This is a genomic window from Sporomusa sp. 246TCP1 (assembly GCF_057319775.1).
Genome location: NZ_CM170492.1, coordinates 2,555,406 through 2,577,384, shown reverse-complemented (window position 1 = coordinate 2,577,384; position 21,979 = coordinate 2,555,406). Strand labels below are relative to the sequence as shown.

Annotated in this window: 2 protein-coding genes; both read left to right on the top strand. The window is 46.4% G+C overall.

What is annotated here, in order from left to right; translation table 11 throughout:
- The first annotated feature begins 21 nt into the window (after positions 1-21).
- Entirely contained in the window at positions 22-12,504 is a 12,483-nt protein-coding gene (locus AC1ECB_RS12225; RefSeq protein ID WP_485668947.1) for an SDR family NAD(P)-dependent oxidoreductase, read from the top strand.
- A gap of 3 nt (positions 12,505-12,507) precedes the next feature.
- Positions 12,508-21,978, top strand: coding sequence for an SDR family NAD(P)-dependent oxidoreductase (locus tag AC1ECB_RS12220; protein ID WP_485668946.1), 9,471 nt, complete (start codon positions 12,508-12,510; stop codon positions 21,976-21,978).
- Position 21,979 lies beyond the last annotated feature (1 nt).

Below are 21,979 nucleotides of genomic sequence, written 5' to 3'. Positions count from 1 at the left end.
CATTTAGGAGGTAAGTAGAAAATGATTGCTGAGCAATTTAAGCTGTCTTTGAATAATCCCATAGTGAGTAATCACAAGGTATACGGTCAAGAGCTGTTGCCGGGTTTAGCGTACATAGACTTGATTTATCAAATATTTCGAAAAAATCATTATGATTTTACCGAACTTGAATTGCGTAATTTATCTATATACAGCCCGCTACTTATCGGGCCGGATTACGATGTTCTGCTCAGCATTCAATGCCGGGAAACTAGTGAGGGACAGTGGCTGATTACTATTGAAGGCGATGAGGAGCGGCAAGGAATTCCATTGTCAGGTAAAAAACGATATGTTACTGCCGAAATGTATAGACAGAAATCCGGATTGTTTGCCGAAGAACTGAATCTGTCGCTAATAAAACGGTCGTCCTCGCAGATTATCAGTTTGGAAGAAGTATATCAACAGTACCGTCGTCAAGAACTCTGTCATGATGGATTTATGAAAGCGGCGGGACAGGTTTACCTGGTGGATTCAGCCGTTGTCATCAATGTTGCCGCCGGACAGGATGCCTGGTCTACTGCGGACAGCTTTATGTTTCATCCGGTTCTCATTGACGGCAGCGCAATAGGAGCAGGGGCATTGCTTGCGGCTTTAGTACAAGGAGAGCAACGATTGTTTTTGCCACTGCATTATGAATCATTCCGCGCTACAGCTTTATTGCAAAAACAGTGTCTTACCAGAGTGCAGTCAACGAAAATACGCCGGAAAAATGAGCTTCTGTATTTGACGCTGGAGTTTTTTGATCAATCTGGAAAAAAGGTTGGGGAATTGGTAAATCTTGCTGTCAAACTAGTGCGGGATGCCGAGTCTATTAATCCTAACTTAAAGAAAAATATGCGGCAAACACCGGAAAATAAGTCGGACGAAAGCGCAGTTCACGCGGTACAATTACCGCAGTCAAGCGCGACAAGACATCCGGCTGAGCATGAACCGGTGATTTCTCCCCGGACGGAGTTTACCGACTCGGATACCGGTTTGCTAAATGTTGTGCAAAAATTTTTACAACAGGCAATCGCGGCGCAATTAAACCGGTCGCCCGAGGAAATAGAACCTGCGGTCGGCTATTACGATATAGGGCTTGATTCAGCATCATTGTTGGAACTGGTGAAGGTGTTGGAAAGAAAAACTGGTACACCGCTTTCCCCAACTTTGTTGTTTGAATATACGTCAATTCTCGTATTAGCCGATTATTTAGCCAGTAGCTATCCCGAATGTTTTTTGGAAGCGTCTGATGGCTGGCAAACCGCGATTCATGATAACAAGGTTGAGGAAGAAGCTTACGCTGCAACTGAAACTTTCCCGGAAATCGTCCACAGGGCGTTTGAACCCAATTCTGATGACGACATAGCCATTATCGGCATGGCGGGTCGTTATCCCCAGGCCAAAAACCTGCAGGAGTTTTGGCTCAATTTACAAGCGGGAAAAGATTGTATTGGCGAAATACCTGAATCGCGTTGGGATTGGCGGCGGTTTGCCGCTTTGAAATCCCCGTCAGGAAAGGATATGTCTAAATGGGGCGGTTTTCTTGACAATCCGGATTGTTTTGATGCTCAGTTTTTCCGGATATCACCTCGGGAAGCCGAGCTTATGGATCCGCAAGAGCGGTTGTTCCTGGAAACCTGCTGGGAAGCGATAGAAGATGCCGGTTATACACCCAAAACGCTGGTAGAACCATGCGGCAGGAATAACCGTCGGCAAGTTGGGGTGTTTGCCGGGGTCATGCATAAGGATTATACTTTACTGGGGTCAGAAGCTACAACCGGCGGGCAAGTATTTCCCGTATTGCCAAATACTGCGCCGATTGCCAATCGGGTTTCTTATTTTTGCAATTTTCATGGTCCCAGTATGGCGGTTGATACCTTGTGTTCTTCTTCGCTGACGGCAGTGCATTTGGCATTGGAGAGTATTAAACACGGGGAAAGCGAAGTGGCGTTGGCGGGTGGCGTGAACTTATCACTGCACCCTCACAAATATTTGACATATGGCATGATGGATATGTATTCCAGTGAGGGGCGTTGTCGCGCTTTCGGTAAAGGAGGCAACGGCTTCGTATCAGGTGAGGGTGTTGGCGTGGTTTTGCTGAAGCCGTTGCGAAAGGCTATCCAGGATCAAGATCATATTTACGCGGTCATTAAAGGTAGTATTCTTAATCACGGCGGCGCTGTAAGCGGGGTTACAGTGCCAAGTCCGGTAGCTCAGGCGGACATGATTCTGGCTTGCTGGGAAAAGTCCGGAATTAATCCGCGGACTATCAGCTATGTTGAGGCACACGGAACAGGGACGTCCTTAGGGGATCCCATTGAAATTGAAGGATTAATGAAGGCTTTTGAACGTCATACGGCGGATCGGCAATTTTGTTCACTTGGTTCAGTGAAGTCAAATATCGGACATACCGAGGCGGCTGCCGGGATCAGTGGTTTACACAAGTCCGTCTTGCAGCTTTATTACCGGACCCTTGTTCCTTCCCTCCATTCTGCGGAACTTAATCCGTATATAAATCTGGCCCAGTCTCCATTTTATGTGCAGGGCAAAACCGAGCAGTGGCAACAGCCGGAAATAATGGATGGCGGACGGCCGGTTGCTTTTCCACGTCGGGCAGGCTTAAGTTCATTCGGCGCTTATGGGTCAAACGCCCATATTATATTGGAAGAATATATTTCGCAGCAACAACAATTTTCGCAAATTGATGCATCCCAGACGGAACAGGTAGTAATTCCCCTTTCCGCCAGGAATAAAGAACGATTATGCTGCTACGCCAAAAAAATTATTAAATTTTTAAAAAATACTCTTTCTCCATCCCCGAATGACCCTGGGGGTCTTTTCGGCGAAACAGCCCGGACCGGTGGCCCGGTTGTTTTGATGGATTTGGCCTATACCCTGCAAGTCGGGCGAGAGGCGTTAGAAGAACGGGTGGCATTCGTGGTGCGGGATATCAACGAATTAATTCAAAAATTGACGGCATTTTTACAGGACCAAGTAATTGCCGATTGCTACTGGGGCCATGTTAAACAAAATAAAGACGCCGTTGCATTGTTGAAGGCGGATGAGGACTCCTGGGAACTAATCCAAACATGGATTACTAAACGTAAAATGGAAAAATTGGCCGAGTGGTGGGTAAAGGGGTTGGAATTAGATTGGCACTTACTATATACCGAGATTAAACCGCGTCGAATCAGTCTGCCAACTTATCCTTTTGCCCAAGAGCGTCATTGGATTCCTGAACCCGCCAAACCTGTTGGTGGTGCAGCCGTAAACCGTATGCTAGTCGGTGATCTTCATCCGCTGCTGCAGCAAAACACGTCGGATTTTACTGAACAACGCTTTAGTTCAGTTTTTTCCGGACAGGAGTTTTTTTTCGCAGATCATCTGGTGCAAGGCAAACGGGTATTTCCCGGGGTAGCATACCTGGAAATGGCATATGCGGCATTGCAGCGGGCCGCGGGAAGCGTGCGGCGAGACGCAAGGAACATGCGGTTGAAAAATGTGGTTTGGATCCATCCCATTGTCGTGGTGGATCGGCCAGTTCTGGTACATATAGGACTCTTGCCAAAAGACAACGGAGAAATTGCCTACTCAATTTACAGTGAGGTGGGAGAGGGAGACGGAGAATTAACGGTGCACTGTGACGGAAGTGCTGTTTTCGATCCGGTGGCGGAAATCCCGGCTTTGAATTTGCCTGATTTGCAGGCTAAATGCGATGGAAAGAATTATTCATCCGACCAATGCTATGAACTCTTTCGGGTGCTGGGGCTTGACTACGGGCCAGGACACAGGGGGATTGAGCAGGTTTATCTGGGGCAGGGGCAAGCGCTGGCAAAGCTGTCTTTGCCTGCTACGGTTGCCGTGACCATGGATCTGTTTGCACTTCATCCCAGTTTACTGGATTCCGCCGCGCAAGTATCGCTGCTACTGAATTCCGGTAATCCACAACTGGCGTTGCCTTTCGCCTTGCAACAGTTAGAAGTTGTTGGCAAATGCGAACCGGTTATGTGGGCATTTGTCAGATACGGTATTAATGGCGGGGCCCGGGACAACGGCAATAATCTGGATATTGAATTGTGTGACGAAACCGGCCGCGTTTGTGTGCGGCTACAAGGGTTAACAACAAGATTGCCTGAAGGAGGAATCAAGACCGACAGTATATCGCCGGCTGTTTCTTGCGCTGACGGAAAGGATAGCTTTCTGGCCACGTTTAAAGACCCCACGGGTCTTTCTAACAAGTTTTCCGGTGAATCGCTTGCGGGGACTGTAATGCTTAGCCCGGTATGGGACGTAACACCGCCGGAGCAGGGACAAGCCTATCCGGGCATTGGCGATAGGGTGGTAATTATTGGTGGGACGGAGACAGGTAGAGCCGCTATTAAACAGTGCTACCCGCAAGCACGGATTATTGATGTTACGGTTGATGATAGTATTGACGAAATAGCAAATAAATTGGGAGAGCAAGGTGCCATTAATCACATCTTTTGGCTTGTTCCCCCAAGTGTGGTAGCGCATCCGGGCGAAGAAGCAATTATTGCCGGGCAGAATAATGGTGTGTTGCAATTTTTTCGGTTTATAAAAGCCTTGCTACAGTTGGACTATGGAACTATGGATCTGGGGTTGAGTATATTCACTGTAGCAAGTCAACCGGTTCACAGCCAGGACATCGTGGACCCAACCCACACCAGTCTGCACGGATTGGTAGGGTCACTGGCTAAAGAATATCCCAACTGGCAGACTCGGCTGATTGACACCGAATCTGGGTGGGACTGGCCTGTTGCCGATATTTTGGCCTTACCGCCTGATCCCCAGGGAAATGCCTGGATTTATCGGGGGCGGGAGTGGTATAGGCAGAAACTGATTTTAAATCATTGCCCCAACCGGGAGCGGTCACTGTACAAACCCGGCGGCGTATATGTGGTAATTGGCGGCGCCGGCGGCATTGGCGAAACCTGGAGCGAGTACATAATCCGCAATTATCAGGCGCAAATCATTTGGATAGGTCGCCGACAGCAGGATACGGTTCAAGATAAAATTACCAGACTGGCCGGGTCGGGGCCGGAGCCATTGTATATTACCGCCGATGCTACCGACCAACAAGCTTTATACCAGGCCTATATGGAAATAAAGCAGCGTTTCACCAAAATCGATGGCATAATACACTCGGCAATTGTACTACAGGATCAAGGTTTGGCTGGAATGAGCGAGGAGAGATTTAAAGCCGGACTTTCGGCCAAGGTTGATATATGTGTGCGCATGGCACAGGTTTTTCAACATGAAACTTTGGATTTTGCACTGTTTTTTTCTTCTATTAATTCCTTTATCAAAGCAGCCGGACAAAGCAATTACGCCGCTGGTTGCACTTTTGAGGATGCATTCGCGCAGCGGCTTTCACGGGAATGGTCCTGCCCTGTAAAAGTCATGAATTGGGGTTATTGGGGCAGCGTCGGCGTTGTTGCGTCTGAAACTTACCAAAAGCGGATGGCGAAGGCCGGTATCGGCGCAATTGACGGGCCGGAAGCTATGGCGGCATTAGAGAAGCTCTTGGCCGGGCCAAGCGCTAGCATGGCGTTGGTTAACATCACCGGGCAGCAGGCATTGGTCGGAATTGACGCTGGAGAAGTTATTACCGTTTATTTGCCAAATCGCCTGCCTGGTATTCGAACCATTGCGCTGTCCAAAACCGAACAGTTTTCGGCAATTCCGGCGGTTAAACCGGAAGCAGGCGGGTTTACCGCAAATCTGGACGAACTGCTGGCCCGTTTGCTCTGGAACCAACTGCAGGCGATGGGTATGTTTACTGAAGAAAAATCAGTCAAAGCAAATCTTATTACCCAGAATGGGCTGGGTGAGATATATGAAAGGTGGTTAAGTGAAAGCATTGAAGTTCTGATCCGGCATAATTACTTGACCTGCGAAGGAGACGTTTGCACTGTAATCGCTCCGGCGGTGCCGGATGCGGCAGCAGCCGCCTGGACGGAATGGAATCGCAACAAAGACATCTGGTTGGCTGATCCCGACAGCAAAGCGAAAATCATCCTGCTGGAGAAAACTTTGCTGGCGTTGCCGGAAATTCTAGCCGGCAAGGTACGGGCGACAGATATCATTTTTCCCGGAGCTTCGTTTGAACTGGTAGCGGGAATATATAAGAACAACAATGTTGCCGATTTCTTTAATGCGGTTGTTGCCAATTGGTTGATGGCCTATATTGTTGAGCGGATAGGGAAAGACCCGGCTATCCGTCTGCGGATTATTGAACTCGGTGCCGGTACTGGGGGGACCAGCGCGGCAATTTTTGATAAACTGAAGCCTTATCAACAATATATTCAGGAATATTGTTATAGTGATATTTCCCAAGCTTTCTTGCGGTACGCAGAAGGGGAGTACGGGCCGCAAAATCCTTATCTGACCTACAAGATTTTTAACGTGGAAGCGCCGGTTGCCGGCCAAGGGATTGACCAAGGCGGTTATGATATCGTAATAGCGGCTAATGTGTTGCATGCTACTCGCAATATCCGACAGACCTTGCGCAATGTCAAAGAGGTTTTAAAAAACAACGGGGTGGTTATTTTAAATGAGTTAAGTACCAATTCATTGTTTACTCATTTGACTTTTGGCTTGCTTGAAGGGTGGTGGCTGTACGACGACGCTTCTTTACGCATACCGGGGTGTCCCGGCTTGCTGCCGGACACCTGGCGGCAAGTGCTGGCAAGCGAAGGCTTCAGTCCGGTTCTGTTTCCAGCACAAGCCTGTCACGAGCAGGGGCAACAGGTTGTCATCGCTCAAAGTGACGGAATTGTCCGACAAAAACGGCAGATTAATCGCCGGGCGGAACCAAAAGTTAAGACAGTGGAGCCTAAGCAGTTACTCCGGCAACAGTCCGCTCAGTGGTCGGCAACAACCAAAATAGAGGATTTGCTGCGGGAAAAGAGTACGGAATATTTCAAAAAGCTGGTGGGAGAAATACTTAAAATGCCGGTCGGCGGGATTGATTCCGCTGAACCACTGGGCGAATATGGCATAGATTCGATTCTAATCGGGCAATTAACTTATAGTCTGCGTAAGGTATTCAGCAATATCAGCACTACTCTATTCTTTGAACATCAAACTATTGACGCCTTGGTGGAACATTTTCTGCAAACGCAGAAGGCAGCTCTGGCTGCGCTGACCGGATTGGACGAACAGGAAAATGACGGAGTTGCCGAAAGTAATGGAAAAATGTTCGCCAAGGCGTCAACGGAGACGGTTACGCCTCGGTTGAGTAAGAACCGGCGGTTTCTTTGCGGATCGGGATTTGTCAGATCAGCACCGCAGATGCCTCTGGTGAGGGATATTGCGATTATCGGTATGGCCGGACGTTATCCGGGTGCCAATAATGTAAATGAATTATGGAAAAATCTGCAGGAAGGGAGAAACTGCATTACCGAAATACCTCAAAACCGGTGGAATTGGCGAAAATACTTCCTTGAAGGAAAAGGAAAATCGGGGTCAATATATACTAAATGGGGCGGCTTTATTGACGATATAGATAAATTTGATCCGTTGTTTTTTCAGATTTCTCCACGTGAAGCCAGGCAGATGGATCCTCAGGAACGACTGTTTCTGGAAACGGCTTACGTGAGTATCGAGGATGCCGGATATACTCCGGCATCACTGGGTGACAATAGAAAAATCGGTGTGTTTGTGGGGGTAATGAACAGTAACTACCCCACGGGAGTCAGTTATTGGTCAATTGCCAATCGCATTTCCTATATTTTTAACTTCCAAGGCCCGAGCATGGCTGTGGATACTGCTTGCTCGTCTTCCTTGACAGCGATTCATTTAGCGTTGGAAAGTCTGTACAGCGGCACAAGTGAATATGCCATCGCCGGTGGCGTTAATTTGATTGTAGACCCGGTTCATTATGTCAGGCTGGCGGAAATGACAATGCTGTCAGCCGGTGATCGGTGCCGGGCTTTCGGCGATCTGGCCGATGGATTCGTTGCCGGCGAAGGCGTAGGAGCAATTGTGTTGAAACCACTGGCTAAGGCTGTCACCGACGGGGATCATATTTACGGAATAATTAAAGGCAGTATGATTAATACTGGCGGAAAAACTAATGGATACACTGTGCCAAATCCCAGCGCCCAGTCTGAACTGATCGCCGGGGCATTACACCGGGCACAGGTTAATCCCCGGACTATCAGCTACATGGAGGCTCACGGAACAGGTACGGCATTAGGGGATCCAATTGAAATTGCCGGCTTAACTAACGCCTTTCGGCGGAGTACTGAGGATAACGGGTTTTGCGCAATCGGTTCAGTGAAATCAAACATTGGGCATTGCGAAAGCGCCTCCGGCATTGCCGGGGTGACTAAAGTGCTGCTGCAGTTCAAACACCGCCAAATAGCACCGTCATTACATGCCAAGGTGCTTAACCCCAACATCGATTTCTCCAGTACTCCTTTCATCGTACAACAGCAACTGGTAGAATGGGAACGGCCGGTAGTTGCTATTAACGGGGACAGCAAGGAATGGCCAAGAACTGCCGGCGTTTCATCCTTTGGTGCGGGAGGGGCCAATGCCCAAATAGTACTTGAGGAATACATTCCGGCCGAGGTGCATTCACCAATTACCCTCACACCGGAAAATCCGGCGATTATTGTCTTGTCGGCCAGGAATGAGGAACAATTGCGGGAAAAGGTAAAGCAATTGCTCACCTTTATCGAAGCAAGGCAACTTTCGGCTGCCGATTTAACCGATATAGCTTATACATTGCAGGTAGGCCGGGAAGCAATGGAGGAGCGTTTGGCGGTAACCGTCCATTCCTCTGTAGAATTAGCGGAAGAATTGAGGGATTTCATAGCAGGTAAGGACGGTATAGCAAGTTTATACCGCGGTCAGGTTAAGCGCAATAAGGATACTCTGGCAGTGTTGACTGCAGACGAAGATATGGCTAAGACAATTGATGCCTGGGTAGAGAAAAGAAAATACGGCAAAATTTTAGACCTGTGGGTTAAGGGGCTAGCTTTTCCCTGGGGCAAATTTTATGATAATGTGAAGCCTCGCCGGGTAAGTTTGCCCGGCTATCCTTTTGCCCGGGAACGGTTTTGGCTGTCTGAGCGGATTTCGGTCGGTGGCAAGCCAACAGGACGGGAGATGCGTTTAATTGGACGGGAGGAGGTACAGGAAACAACCTGCGCCTCCTCCCGAAAAATGTGCCTGTTAACAAAACAGTGGGAACTGTGTCCAGGCAAGCCGGGTGCGACAACCGATCGGAATGTTGTTATAATAACAACTCCTGAGACCAAGGAATTGGCGCTTAAACTGACACGGTTGATTGCTGACAGTAAAATTATGGACTTAAGTGAGGCTGGGCTAAAACTCCGACAGTCGGATGGTGAATGGCTGAATTTGGCGGGCTGTATTGATTTGGTAGGCTGCGGCCGGGAAAAGAATCATTCGGTTGAGTGGCTAGAGTGGCTACAGAGGCAGGTGGAGCAAAAACCTACAGACGGTTTCATGCTGCTTGGTGTAACCCGGGGACTGGAGTCTTTGGAGAACACCGCCGTGAATTTGTCCGGAGCTTTCCGGGCCGGGTTGTACAGAATGCTGCAAAGTGAGTATAAATATTTGCGTTCAAGGCATATGGACGCCGATCCGGCTACCGGTGACGTGGTGTTAGCCGAACAGATTGCCACAGAATTTTGTCAGAATAGTGAAGATATGGAGGTATGCTACCGGAATGGGATCAGGTACCGGGCCCGGTTGACGGAAGTGTCGGCAGGAGACGCTGATCAACCTTTATTAGCGTTCCCGGATAAGCATGTATTGTTGATTACCGGCGGGACAGGGGGACTGGGTTACTTATGCGCCCGGCATTTTATCAGCCGGTATGGTGTCAAGCGCCTGGTTATTACCGGACGGGAGGTAATGCCGCCGCGTGAGCAATGGGATTCATACCAGCGGCAGGATACGTCCGTGGCCAAAAAAATTCGGGCAGTGGCTGAACTGGAGGCGCTGGGCGCAGAAGTGCAAGTGCGGTCAGTTTTGCTTACCGACGAACGCGCTGTTCGGATGAGTATGCAGGAAATAGTAAATACCCTGGGTCCGATAGGCGGGGTTATCCATTGCGCGGGCCGGGGGGATTTTGATAATCCCGCCTTTATCCGCAAATCTATGGCCAATATGCGGCAGGTACTGGATCCCAAGGTGGTCGGGCTTGATGTTTTATATGACAGCGTAAAAAATGAGCCCCTACAGTTCTTTGTCCTGTTTTCGTCAGTATCGGCTATTATACCGACTCTGGCTTCAGGCCAAAGCGACTATGCGGCAGCAAACGCCTATATGGACTATTTCGCCGAGGCTAATGTTCATGGCTGTCCGGTCGTCAGTATAGAGTGGCCTAGTTGGAAGGAGGCCGGCACAGGTGAAGTCAAAAGCAGGGCCTACCGGCAAACCGGACTGCTTAGCCTGACAAATGAGGAAGGTTTACAATATCTTGACTATATATTATCTGGCAATATTAGTCCTGTTGTCTTGCCGGCAATGGTTAATCCGGATCTATGGAATCCTTCACGGCTGCTGCAGCGGAGTATTGAGGATACGGCAGCACCGGACGAAAAACAGGAAAAATATATAAATATTGCTGGCGTTAGTATAACAAGTACCCTGGCGCAGGTAACACAGGACTGGTTAGGGGCGTTGCTTGCCAGGGAATTGGGCATGTACCAGGCGAATCTGGAGGCAGATGCCCTACTGCAAGACTATGGCATGAATTCTATTTTGCTGGCGCAGGTCATTACCAAGATTGACCGGGATTTGGCGGGTGTGAGTTTGGAGCCTTCCGCCTTCTTGGAACACCCTACACTAAAAGGTATGACTGGTTATTTGCTGCGGACTTGTCCAGAAGCATTAAAAGCTCTGATGCCGTCAAATTCTGCGGATCAGGAAAACATTGTGCCGAGTAACCGGGAGAGACAGATATCGCCTCACTGGCGGCGGAGAAGAAATCAGCAATCAGTTGAGAACGAAGTTCACGACTGTCAGGAAAGAATCGCTGTAATAGGGATGGCCTGTCATTTTCCCGATGCAAGGAATATTGCTCAATACTGGGAAAACCTAAAATCGGGCAGGGATAGCATACGAGAAGTTCCGCAATCGCGGTGGAATTGGAAAGAGTATTATGAAAATCGAGGCTATCAAGAAGGGAAAAGTATAAGCAAATGGGGGGCATTTTTAACAGGAATTGAAGAATTTGACCCCCGTTATTTCAAAATCCCGGATTCTCTGGCGCCGCAGATTGATCCGTTGCAACGGCAATGGCTGGAGGTGAGCATGGAAGCGCTGGCAGACGCCGGTTATGCGAATAACTCTTTGTGGGGCCAAAGGGTAGGGGTATTTACCGGAGCCCGGACCGGCTGCTTCGCCGCTAAACTTGCCGGTTTCAACAAAAATAGGGTTATTGGTACAGGACAAAATTTTATCGCGGCGCATCTGGGCCATGTCTGCAATTTTACAGGGCCCAACATGGTTATAGATACCGCGTGTTCTAGTTCACTGACGGCGATTCATCTGGCGGTGCAGAGTATTCAAAGCGGCGAGTCGACGGTCGCAGTGGCTGGCGGTGTGGAAATTCTGCTGGACGAATCAGTTTATCTTAGTTTGAGCGCCGAAAAGATATTATCCCCGGGCGGCAGTTGCCGGACTTTTGACGCCGGGGCCGACGGAATCGGCATTGGGGAAGGGTGTGGCGTGCTGGTTTTAAAACCTCTGTCCCAGGCAATAAGGGATCAGGACAAAATCTACGGAGTTATTGACGGATCGGCGGTGAATAGTGACGGAAATACCATGGGAGTAACAACTCCCAATCCTGATGCCCAACGCAAACTTATTAAGACGGTAATTACCCAGGCCGGGATTAACCCGGAAACTATCGGCTACATTGAAGCGCACGGTACGGGAACGTTAATTGGCGATCCTATTGAATTAAAAGCACTGACTGATGTATTTACCGAGTACACCGGGAAAAAACAGTTTTGCGGTGTGGGCAGTGTAAAGACCAATATCGGCCATCTGCTCAGCGCGGCCGGAGCGGCTAGTATTATCAAAGTGCTTCTGGCAATGAACCAGCAGGAAATTCCGCCGACTTTGCATTGCAACAATCCCAATCCCAGGTTTAAATTTAAGGATTCGCCATTTTATGTTGCTACGCGCTTAAAACCGTGGGCTGGTGAAGGTAGTGTCCGGCGGGCTGGGATAAGCGCGTTTGGGTTGGGTGGCAACAATGCCCATATTATTGTCAGTAACGAGGGCGTACCTGCTACCCACCAGGCATCACTCACGCCGCGGGGAGATGAAATAATTTTTAACCGTAAGCGGTATTGGCCGCAAATGACGAAAAATTGCCAACAGGAAAGTGATGTGATGCAGGATTTTTTGGTGTATCATCCGCATAGCGAAGCCGAAGAATTTGAAGAATTCTTTCATCTGGAGGGGGAGTAAATCTTGGATACAAATAAAAAACCAGCTCAAACTTATGCACAGATAATCCGGAATTCAAACTATATTCTTCGTGACCATCGTGTACATGGTATCCGGACGCTGCCGGGCGTAACCCTGTTGGATATGATTTACCGGATATCTGCTACCTATCTTGGCACATTAAATATTGAACTGCGGCAAATTTTATTCAAGCAACCGGTAGTTACAGCAGAAAATTTTGATCAAAATGTAATGGTAACTTTTACACCGCAACAAGCTAATTGGGAGGTAGTTGTCACAAGTAACAAATTAGTGGACGCTAAGGTTGCTGATGCGCAGCGCGATACAATTATGGAATGTCTGCTTGTTTTGCATGATGCTGGACAAGACGGAGAAAAAATGGATGTCGGCAAATTCATTGCGGATTCAAAGCTGAAGTGGGACATGGATGACGTTTATGCTATGATTCGCCAGGTGGATATCAAACACTTTGAGTTTATGAAAACATTGGGAACTGTATATCAGCGGGATGATGAAGAGCTAATGCAGCTTCACTTAAGCGGGTTGGCGGAAAAATATCGTGATAAATTCCAGGCGCATCCCGCTTTTCTCGATGGTTCAACTTTGGCTGGGGCTTCTTTTCAGTTGAGTGGTATACAACCTCACAGGTTTTACAGCCAGGTACCCTATATTCCATTAATGATTAAGCGCTTTTGCATCCGGCGGCCTTTTCCCCAGGCAATTTACACTTATACCAGGAAACACGATTCTATTGGGGAACCCGAACCACTGCCGCCGGATCTTATCTCAACTGACATTACTATTTTCAACGAGTCAGGTGAGGTGTTGGCTGAATTCGAAAAATTAACCATAAAGCAGGTTAGGGATCCGCAACTGATTAGAAAATTGGTGGAACACAACAACCATATATCCATGTCGACAGTGAAATATTCCGATTTGCGGCAATTAGATCCCAGCGAAGTTGCGCCGCAGCCGGCAAAAGCCGCTCAACCCCATAACGCATCCCAGCAGGATATCGCCAGCTATCTGCAGCAGGAGATCGGCAATTTGCTGCACAAGGAAGCCGACGCTATTGGATTGGATAGTGGATTCTATGATTTGGGGTTGGATTCTACACAATTATTAGGATTAGTAAGAGTGTTGGAAGAAAAAATAGGGAAACAGCTTTATCCTACGCTCTTATTCGAATACTCAACAATCCGGCGCTTGGCGGAATATTTCACCGGGATGTGTGAAAATGGGCTGTATTTCAACCAACCGATAGATTCTGACGGCCAAACTCCCGATGATTTTACACCTAACAGCGATGACAATTTATTATTTTTTGAACCTGTCTGGAGCAGACAGAATGTTGTTGGGCAAAATATTACTACCAACCGTCATCAGGTAATCATTCTCTATAGCGAATGGCCTGAGTTGGAATTGGCTCTGGGGAGTATTGCCGATGTTGCCCAGATTTTTACTTTGGCCTCTAATAGTGCTGAGGTATCATGTCAGATAGAAGATAAATTTAACCAGCTTTTAGATATTTTGCAAAAACAGCTGCAGCAGAATTTGTCGTCAGAACTTCTCTTGCAGATTGTGACAGATACCAACCAAGAAGATATGTTTGCCGCTGCGTTAGGCGGATTACTAAAAACCGCCTATTTGGAAAATCCTAAAGTACATAGTCAAATTCTGGTTTTTGAGCATCTGCGTTCACAATCAACCCAGACCATAATTGAACGGCTGCAACAGGATGCCGCCGACCATGGACAAGGCAGTGTAGATATTTATTATCAGGGTGAAAGCCTTCTTAGGCATGTCCGGCAGTTGCGGGAACGGAACTATAAACAGGAACAGACGGTTTCCTATTGCAAAGAAAATGGAGTTTATGTTATTGCTGGTGGATTGGGTGGTTTAGGTTTTATAATCGCTAACCACCTTGCCGATAAATGTAAAGTTAAACTAGCGTTGATAGGCCGTTCCCAGCTGGATGCCAAAAAGGAAGAAAAAATTCAGCAACTAAGGAAAAAAGGCGCGGAGATTTTGTATTTAGCAGCAGACCTAAGCAACAAAACTGATTTGGAAACGGCATTTGATTCGATAAACGCAAAATTCGGCTATGTAACAGGCGTTTTTCATAGTGCGGGTGTGTTAAATGATCAGGTAATCATTAAAAAAAGTTCATCTGAATCTGAACCTGTATTTCTGGCTAAAGTGCGAGGACTTGATAATTTAGACAATATTACACAAAATGAAAAACTTGATTTTTTTGTTATCTTTTCATCTACTTCAGCTATTACCGGCAATTTAGGGCAGGCGGATTATGCAAGTGCCAATGCGTTCATGGATATATTCGTCCTAGTACGGCAGGAAAAGGTAAAACACGGCCTGCGTTACGGTAAAACACTTACTGTTAATTGGCCTTTGTGGTCCGAGGGGGGAATGCAAGTTGACAGTGGGCTGAAACGAAGAATGTACCTTTTATCAGGTATGAAACCATTGCCGACGCAAGCAGGCTTGGGTGCTTTAGATAGGTTGATGGATCAGGATATGGTCCAAGGCACCGTTTTTTGGGGCGAGGAAGACAAGATACGCAAATACATTGGCCAGTTGCCGGGCTTAGCCGGTGAAGACAGGGAGATAGTTGCAGACAAGCCAAATACTATGAATATTGCAATTAAAGCGGTGCTAAATCCGGGACAAGCGGTAGTCAGCATGGATGACATTGCAATTATCGGCGTAGCAGGCCGGTATCCAATGGCTGATACGCTGGAGCAGTATTATGAAAATTTGAAGACAGGCAAAGACTGTATTACAGGTTTACCTAAAAATAGATGGGAAAACTACAATTTTGCGTTTAACTTGGATGAATTTTATCAGTACGGCGGTTTTCTTACGCAAATAGATCAATTTGATCCGCTTTTTTTCAATATCTCGCCCCGACAAGCGGAAATTATGGATCCCCAGGCCAGGCTTTTTTTGGAGACAGCCTGGGAAGCTTGCGAGAACGCCGGATTTTGTCCGGACAGATTAAAACACAATTATCCAAAGTCAAGTGACCTGAGTGTCGGGGTGTTCGCCGGGGTATTTTGGAGTCATTACGAATTGTTTAGTGCGGAAATAACGCAGCGTGGCGTGCCAACGGCTTTTGGCGTGAGTCCGGCTGTCATACCGAACATTGTATCTTATTGCTTAAATTTTCATGGGCCGTCCTTGGCTGTTGATAGTATGTGCTCATCAGCTTTGACCGCTATTCATCTGGCATGTGAGAGTATAAAAAAACGTGAATGCAGTTATGCCATTGCCGGCGGAATTAACCTTGTTACCCATCCGCATAAATACATATTTCTTAAAGAAGCGCAATTTCTTTCGTCAGACGGGCGGTGTCGGAGCTTTGGGGAAGGCGGTGACGGATACGTGCCTGGAGAAGGAGTTGGGGCTGTGCTGTTAACAACGCTTACCCAGGCCGAACAAGAAGGTTATCCTATATACGGCTTAATTAAAGGTTCGGCATTAAACCATGCCGGAAAAACTGCAGGGGCGACCGTTCCTGATCCGGTTGCGCAATCAGAGGTTATTATTGATGTATTGGCAAAAACCGGAATCAATCCCCGGACAATCAGTTATCTTGAAGCTCACGGAACAGGCACCTCATTAGGCGACCCGATTGAGATTCAAGGACTTAAGAGAGCATTTAACAGATGGACTGATGACAAACAATATTGTGCCCTGGGTTCGTCTAAATCCAATATCGGCCACTTGGAAGCCGCGGCTGGGATTGCCGGGCTTACTAAGGTGTTATTGCAATTTAAACATCAAGAAATATTTCCGTCATTGCATTCGGCAAAACTAAATCCCTATATTCCTTTTAGTGATACCCCTTTTTATGTGGAAAAAAATCTTAAAAAATGGGGACAGCCCGAAGTTGAATTAAACGGAGAAAAGATATGTTGCCCCAGGCGGGCGGGCTTGAGTGCTTTTGGCGCCAATGGCAGTAATGCGCATATTATTATCGAAGAATATATTGCGACCGACAAACAACGACCAAGGATTACCATCCAGGAGGCAAGCCGGGTTATTATACCGATTTCCGCCAGGAATGAGGACTGTCTGAGAAAATACGTCCAAAAGCTCCTGGTATTCCTAAAGAACTCCAACAATGCACTTGAAGCCCCGAACGGGATTAAACCGGCGGAACTGGCCTATACTTTCCAAACCGGGCGGGAAGGGATGGAAAGTAGGGTCGTTTTTATTGTTAGCCATATGGTTGAATTGGTGCAAAAACTGGAGTTGTTTGTTGCCGGAAATGAAGATATTGACGACTGTTTTCACGGGGTAGTGAAAAAGTGTAAAGAAATAATTTCTCAAGCTACTGTTAATGAGGCTGTTGAGCAGTGGATTAAGGAAAAGAGTCCTCTCTTGGCAAAATTGTGGGTTCAGGGGGCAAGAGTTGAATGGAATAAACTTTATGGCGCTGTTAAACTTCGGAAAATAAGTTTGCCTACTTATTCTTTTGACCGGGAGAGGTATTGGATTCCTGAGACGGAATGTAATGATCAGGCAGCCGCGGGTACTGTTCTTCCAGCCGTACTACACCCTTTGGTACACCAAAACACCTCGGATTTAACCAGACAACGCTTTAGCGCGACTTTTACCGGCCAGGAATTCTTCCTGGCGGACCATGTGGTGAGAGGACAGAAAATGCTGCCGGGGGTGGCTTGCCTGGAAATTGCTCGGGTAGCGGTGGAGTTATCGGCGGGGGCAGTAATTGGGGACAACAGTATCTATCTGAAAGATGTGGTCTGGGTCCGACCGCTTATTGTTGACAGCCAGGCAGTTAATGTGCATATTGATATCTTTGCCGCAAGTAACGGAGAAATTACCTATGAAATATATTGCAACCCGGAAGACAGGGATGGAGAACCGGTAGTGTACTGTCAAGGAACTGCCGCCTTTAATACGGTGGCGGAAGTTCCCTGGCTGAATATCAAGGCTTTACAGGCGGAATGCAGTCAAGGCAGTCTATCGGCAGATCAATACTACGATGCCTTTAGAATGATGGGTCTTGAGTATGGACCGGGCCAGCAGGGAATTAACATTGCTTATGTGGGAATAAATCAAGTGTTGGCAAAGTTATCCTTGCCAACCTCGGTATTGAATACAGAAAAGCAATATGTTTTGCATCCAAGTTTGGCAGATGCCGGCTTACAGGCGTCAATCGGCTTATTGACAGGCACAGACGGTCATATTTTTTCCGTCAGTGCAGCCTCCCAACCGGCGTTGCCTTTTGCCTTGCGGGAAGTTGCAATCCTCGGGCAATGCATGTCGGAAATGTGGGCATTCATTAAATACAGTAGTGGCAGTAAAGCCGGGGATGAGGTGGTGAAGCTTGATATAGATTGGTGTGACGACCAGGGTAAGGTTTGCGTGCGGATGAAGGAATTATCATTAAAGAGTCAAGGCGGCGAAACAGGCCGGGATGATTTTGGCCCATTGATGCTTGAGCCTTGCTGGAAAGAACAAACCGTGGCGGCAGAGACAGCTGCCACGGTGCACGCCCGGCGGGTAGTGATATATTGTGAACCGAAGCAAGCTGTCATGACCAGGATAGAATCTCAACTGAACAATGGGCGATTTGTTGCATTAACGTCCGAACACAATAATGTGGCGGAAAGATTCTGCATTTATGCCGGCCTTGTATTAGAGGAAATTAAAAGTATTCTTCAAGACAAATCTCCGGATAAAACGCTGGTTCAGGTAGTGGTTGCCGGCCTAGGGGAAAACCAGTTGTTTTCCGGACTTTCCGGAATCTTAAGGACCGCGCAGCTGGAAAATCCGAAACTGATCGGGCAGTTAATTGAACTGGAATCAAATGATGATGAGGAAAATATTATAAAAATACTTGAAGAAAATAGCTGTTGTCTCGATAATAACTGGATCCGGTATCAGGACGGCGGGCGTCAAATTTCCGCCTGGAACGAGGTGGAATTTCAAGAAGCGAAAATGATCCCCTGGAAAGACCGGGGGGTCTATTTAATTACCGGCGGCGCCGGTGGCCTGGGACTTGTTTTGGCCAAAGAAATTGCCTGTAAAACTGGGGACGCGACCCTGGTTCTGGCGGCCCGATCAATGCTGAATGAGAATCGGCAAGCCAAACTTAAAGAACTGGCAGAATTAGGTGCACGGATCATTTACAAGCAAGTTGATGTGAGCCGGGAGAACGAAGTCAATGATCTGATTCGGACAATTTTGGAGGAGTACGGCAGTCTTGATGGCATCATCCACTGTGCAGGAGTGATCCGGGATAATTTCATCATTAGAAAAAGCAGCGAGGAATTGCAAGAAGTACTAGCGCCTAAAGTCACCGGACTGGTAAATCTTGATCAGGCAAGTAAAAATGTAAAACTTGATTTTTTCATTATTTTTTCTTCGCTTGCAGGTGCTTTAGGCAATTTAGGTCAAGCTGACTATTGCGCAGCCAACGCTTTTATGGATGCCTATGCTAAGTACCGTAATACCTTAGTGGCTATCAAATGGCGGCATGGTCAAACTTTATCCATTAATTGGCCGCTCTGGCAAGAGGGAGGGATGAGTGTTAATAAAGAAAGTGAAAAAATGATGAGGGAAAAATTGGGAATGATCGCCATAGGGACTCCGACTGGTGTTCAGGCATTGTATCAAAGTCTTACTTCTGGTAAGGATCAGGTGATGCTAATAGAAGGAGATATTCAACGACTCAAAGCAGAATTCCTAAAACCAATGTCCGCAACAAAAGCTGTTTCTTTTACTATAAAAGAAAACAAAGCAGTGCCGATATTTGCACAAGATTTGCTCCAAGAAAGGGCAACAAACTACTTCACAAAGCTGCTTTCTTCAATAATCAAATTGCCGGCGCACCGCATTGAAGTGGATACTCCCCTAGGAAAATATGGTATAGATTCAGTTATGGCCATGCAAATGACCAATCAATTAGAAAAAACATTTGGCTCATTATCGAAAACGTTACTTTTTGAATATCAGACTATCCAGGCGTTAATAGGATTTTTTCTTGAATTCTATCGGGACCGACTGATAGAATTGTTAGGGATTGAGGAGAAATCACTAACGATGAGGAATGACCAAAACAATGTAACTGTTATAGAACCTGTAAAATCAGGCCGTAGTCGCGAGGGTATGCGTTTTGCCTCTTTTCCTGCCCATCAAAAAGAAAAAGATAGCTTAGATATTGCAATTATTGGTCTTTCTGGACGTTATCCAGGTGCAAGGAATATACAAGAATTCTGGGACAATTTGTGCAATGGCAAGGACTGTATTACTGAAATCCCCAAAGAGCGTTGGGATTGTAACCAGTACTATGATGAAGATAAAAGCAAGCCGGGAAAAGCCTACTGCAAATGGGGAGGCTTCATCGAAGGTGTGGATCAATTTGATCCTCTTTTCTTTAATATTTCACCTCGCGAAGCGGAAATAATGGACCCGCAGGAACGTCTTTTTTTGGAGACGGTTTGGAATTTATTTGAAAGCATAGGATACACACGAGACATTCTACAGCGTATATATCAAGGCCAAGTTGGCGTTTACGTTGGAGCCATGTATCAGCATTATAATCTGGAGTCTCCAGTTTTCGGGTCTTTCTACAGCTCTATTGCTAATCAGGTCTCCCATTTTTTTAATCTCCAGGGACCCAGTATAGCTATTGACACCATGTGCTCATCTTCTGCAGTTGCAATTCATATGGCTTGTCAAAGTCTGAACAACGAGGAATGCCAGTTAGCAATTGCCGGAGGCGTAAATCTTTCAATTCATCCTAAAAAATATCTGGGAGCAAGTCAGGCTCAAATACATGGTAGTCATATTAACAGCAGAAGTTTTGCGGAGGGAGATGGTTTTCTTCCTGCCGAAGGAGTGGGAGCAGTATTATTGAAGCCGCTTTCTAAAGCAATTCAAGACAGGGATTCTATTTTAGCTGTTATTAAATCAACAGCAATCAATCATGGTGGATGTTCAAACGGCAATTTTGCACCCAATCCAAATGCACAGGAACAATTGATTGAAAATAATTTTCTAAAATCAAGGATCAATCCCGGGAACGTAAGTTATGTTGAAGCTGCGGCTAATGGTTCGGAATTAGGGGATGCCGTGGAGATTACCGCACTAACTAAAGTATTTGAGAAATATACGACCAATAAACAGTTTTGTGCAATTGGATCCGTAAAATCCAATATAGGCCACGCCGAAGCCGCTTCGGGAATTTCTCAACTGACAAAGGTTGTCTTGCAATTACAATATAAACTAGTAGTTCCATCAATCAAAGCAGAGCATTTAAACCCTAATATATGTTTAAATAATACCCCTTTTTACCTGCAACAAGAACTTCAAGAATGGAAACGGCCTGTGGTAAGGAGCCATAGAGAAGAAAGAGAATTACCACGCTGCGCAACGGTAAGTTCATTTGGAGCGGGCGGTTCAAATGCTCATTTGATTATTGAAGAATATATTCCCGCATATCAAGAGACAATTCAAAATTGTCCTACCACCCTGCCCCAAATTGTGGTCTTTTCGGCTAAGAATCAAAACCAGCTGCTAGAAGTTATCAAGCAAATGCTTGAGTTTATAGAACTTCAACAGGAGCTTTTCTTACCGGATTTCGCTTATACGCTCCAAGTAGGGCGTGAAGCAATGGAAATTCGATTGGCTATGGTAGTGTGTAATCAAGAAGAAATAATCCAAGGACTGAAAGATTGTCTTAAATTGATAGAAGAAGATAAAGAGATAGAGACTTCTGTACCTATTTTTGTAGGAGATTTGGCAGATGATAACTCGGAATTTAATAAGCTGCTTGTTGGGGAGGCGGATGGAAATGTAGTACAAGCATTTCTTGCCGAAAAAAAATTAGAGAAACTCGCTCACTATTGGACCAAAGGTGGCAAGCTTCGATGGGAATTACTACATGAAGGGGAAAAAGTTCGTAGAATAAATTTACCTACATATCCTTTTGCTAAAAAGCGCTATTGGATTTCTCCACGTAGAGAGGGCCATGGACAGGCAGAATTCATTCAACAAATCACGGAAATAAAGCAAGAAGCAAGAGTAAATCCTAACAATTCAACACAGGAAAATATCCAGAACCATATTGTATCTTTTTTGTCTCATGAACTAAAACTGCCTTGGGAGCAAATCAAGTTAAACAAAAATATCCAAGACTATGGTGTTGATTCAATCGTCAGCATGAAACTCATACGTAATTTGGAGAAATGCTTTCAAATCAAAATTGCAGGACGAGAGATGTTCGAATATAGAACAATAAACTCTTTATCAGACTTTCTCAATCAAAAACTAGAAAGCCGAAATAATCACGGAAATAAAAATATTGAATTAGAAACAATGCCTCGTCAACAGAGTGAATATGCAGGTGACTCAGTAATAGAAGCGTTGGAAAAATATAAACAAGGGATTCTAACGTTAGAAGAAATGGCAAATCTAGTGTAAT

Excerpts from the sequence above, each read along its gene's own strand:
- AC1ECB_RS12225 (WP_485668947.1), top strand. The coding sequence starts at position 22 with ATGATTGCTGAGCAATTTAAGCTGTCTTTGAATAATCCCATAGTGAGT.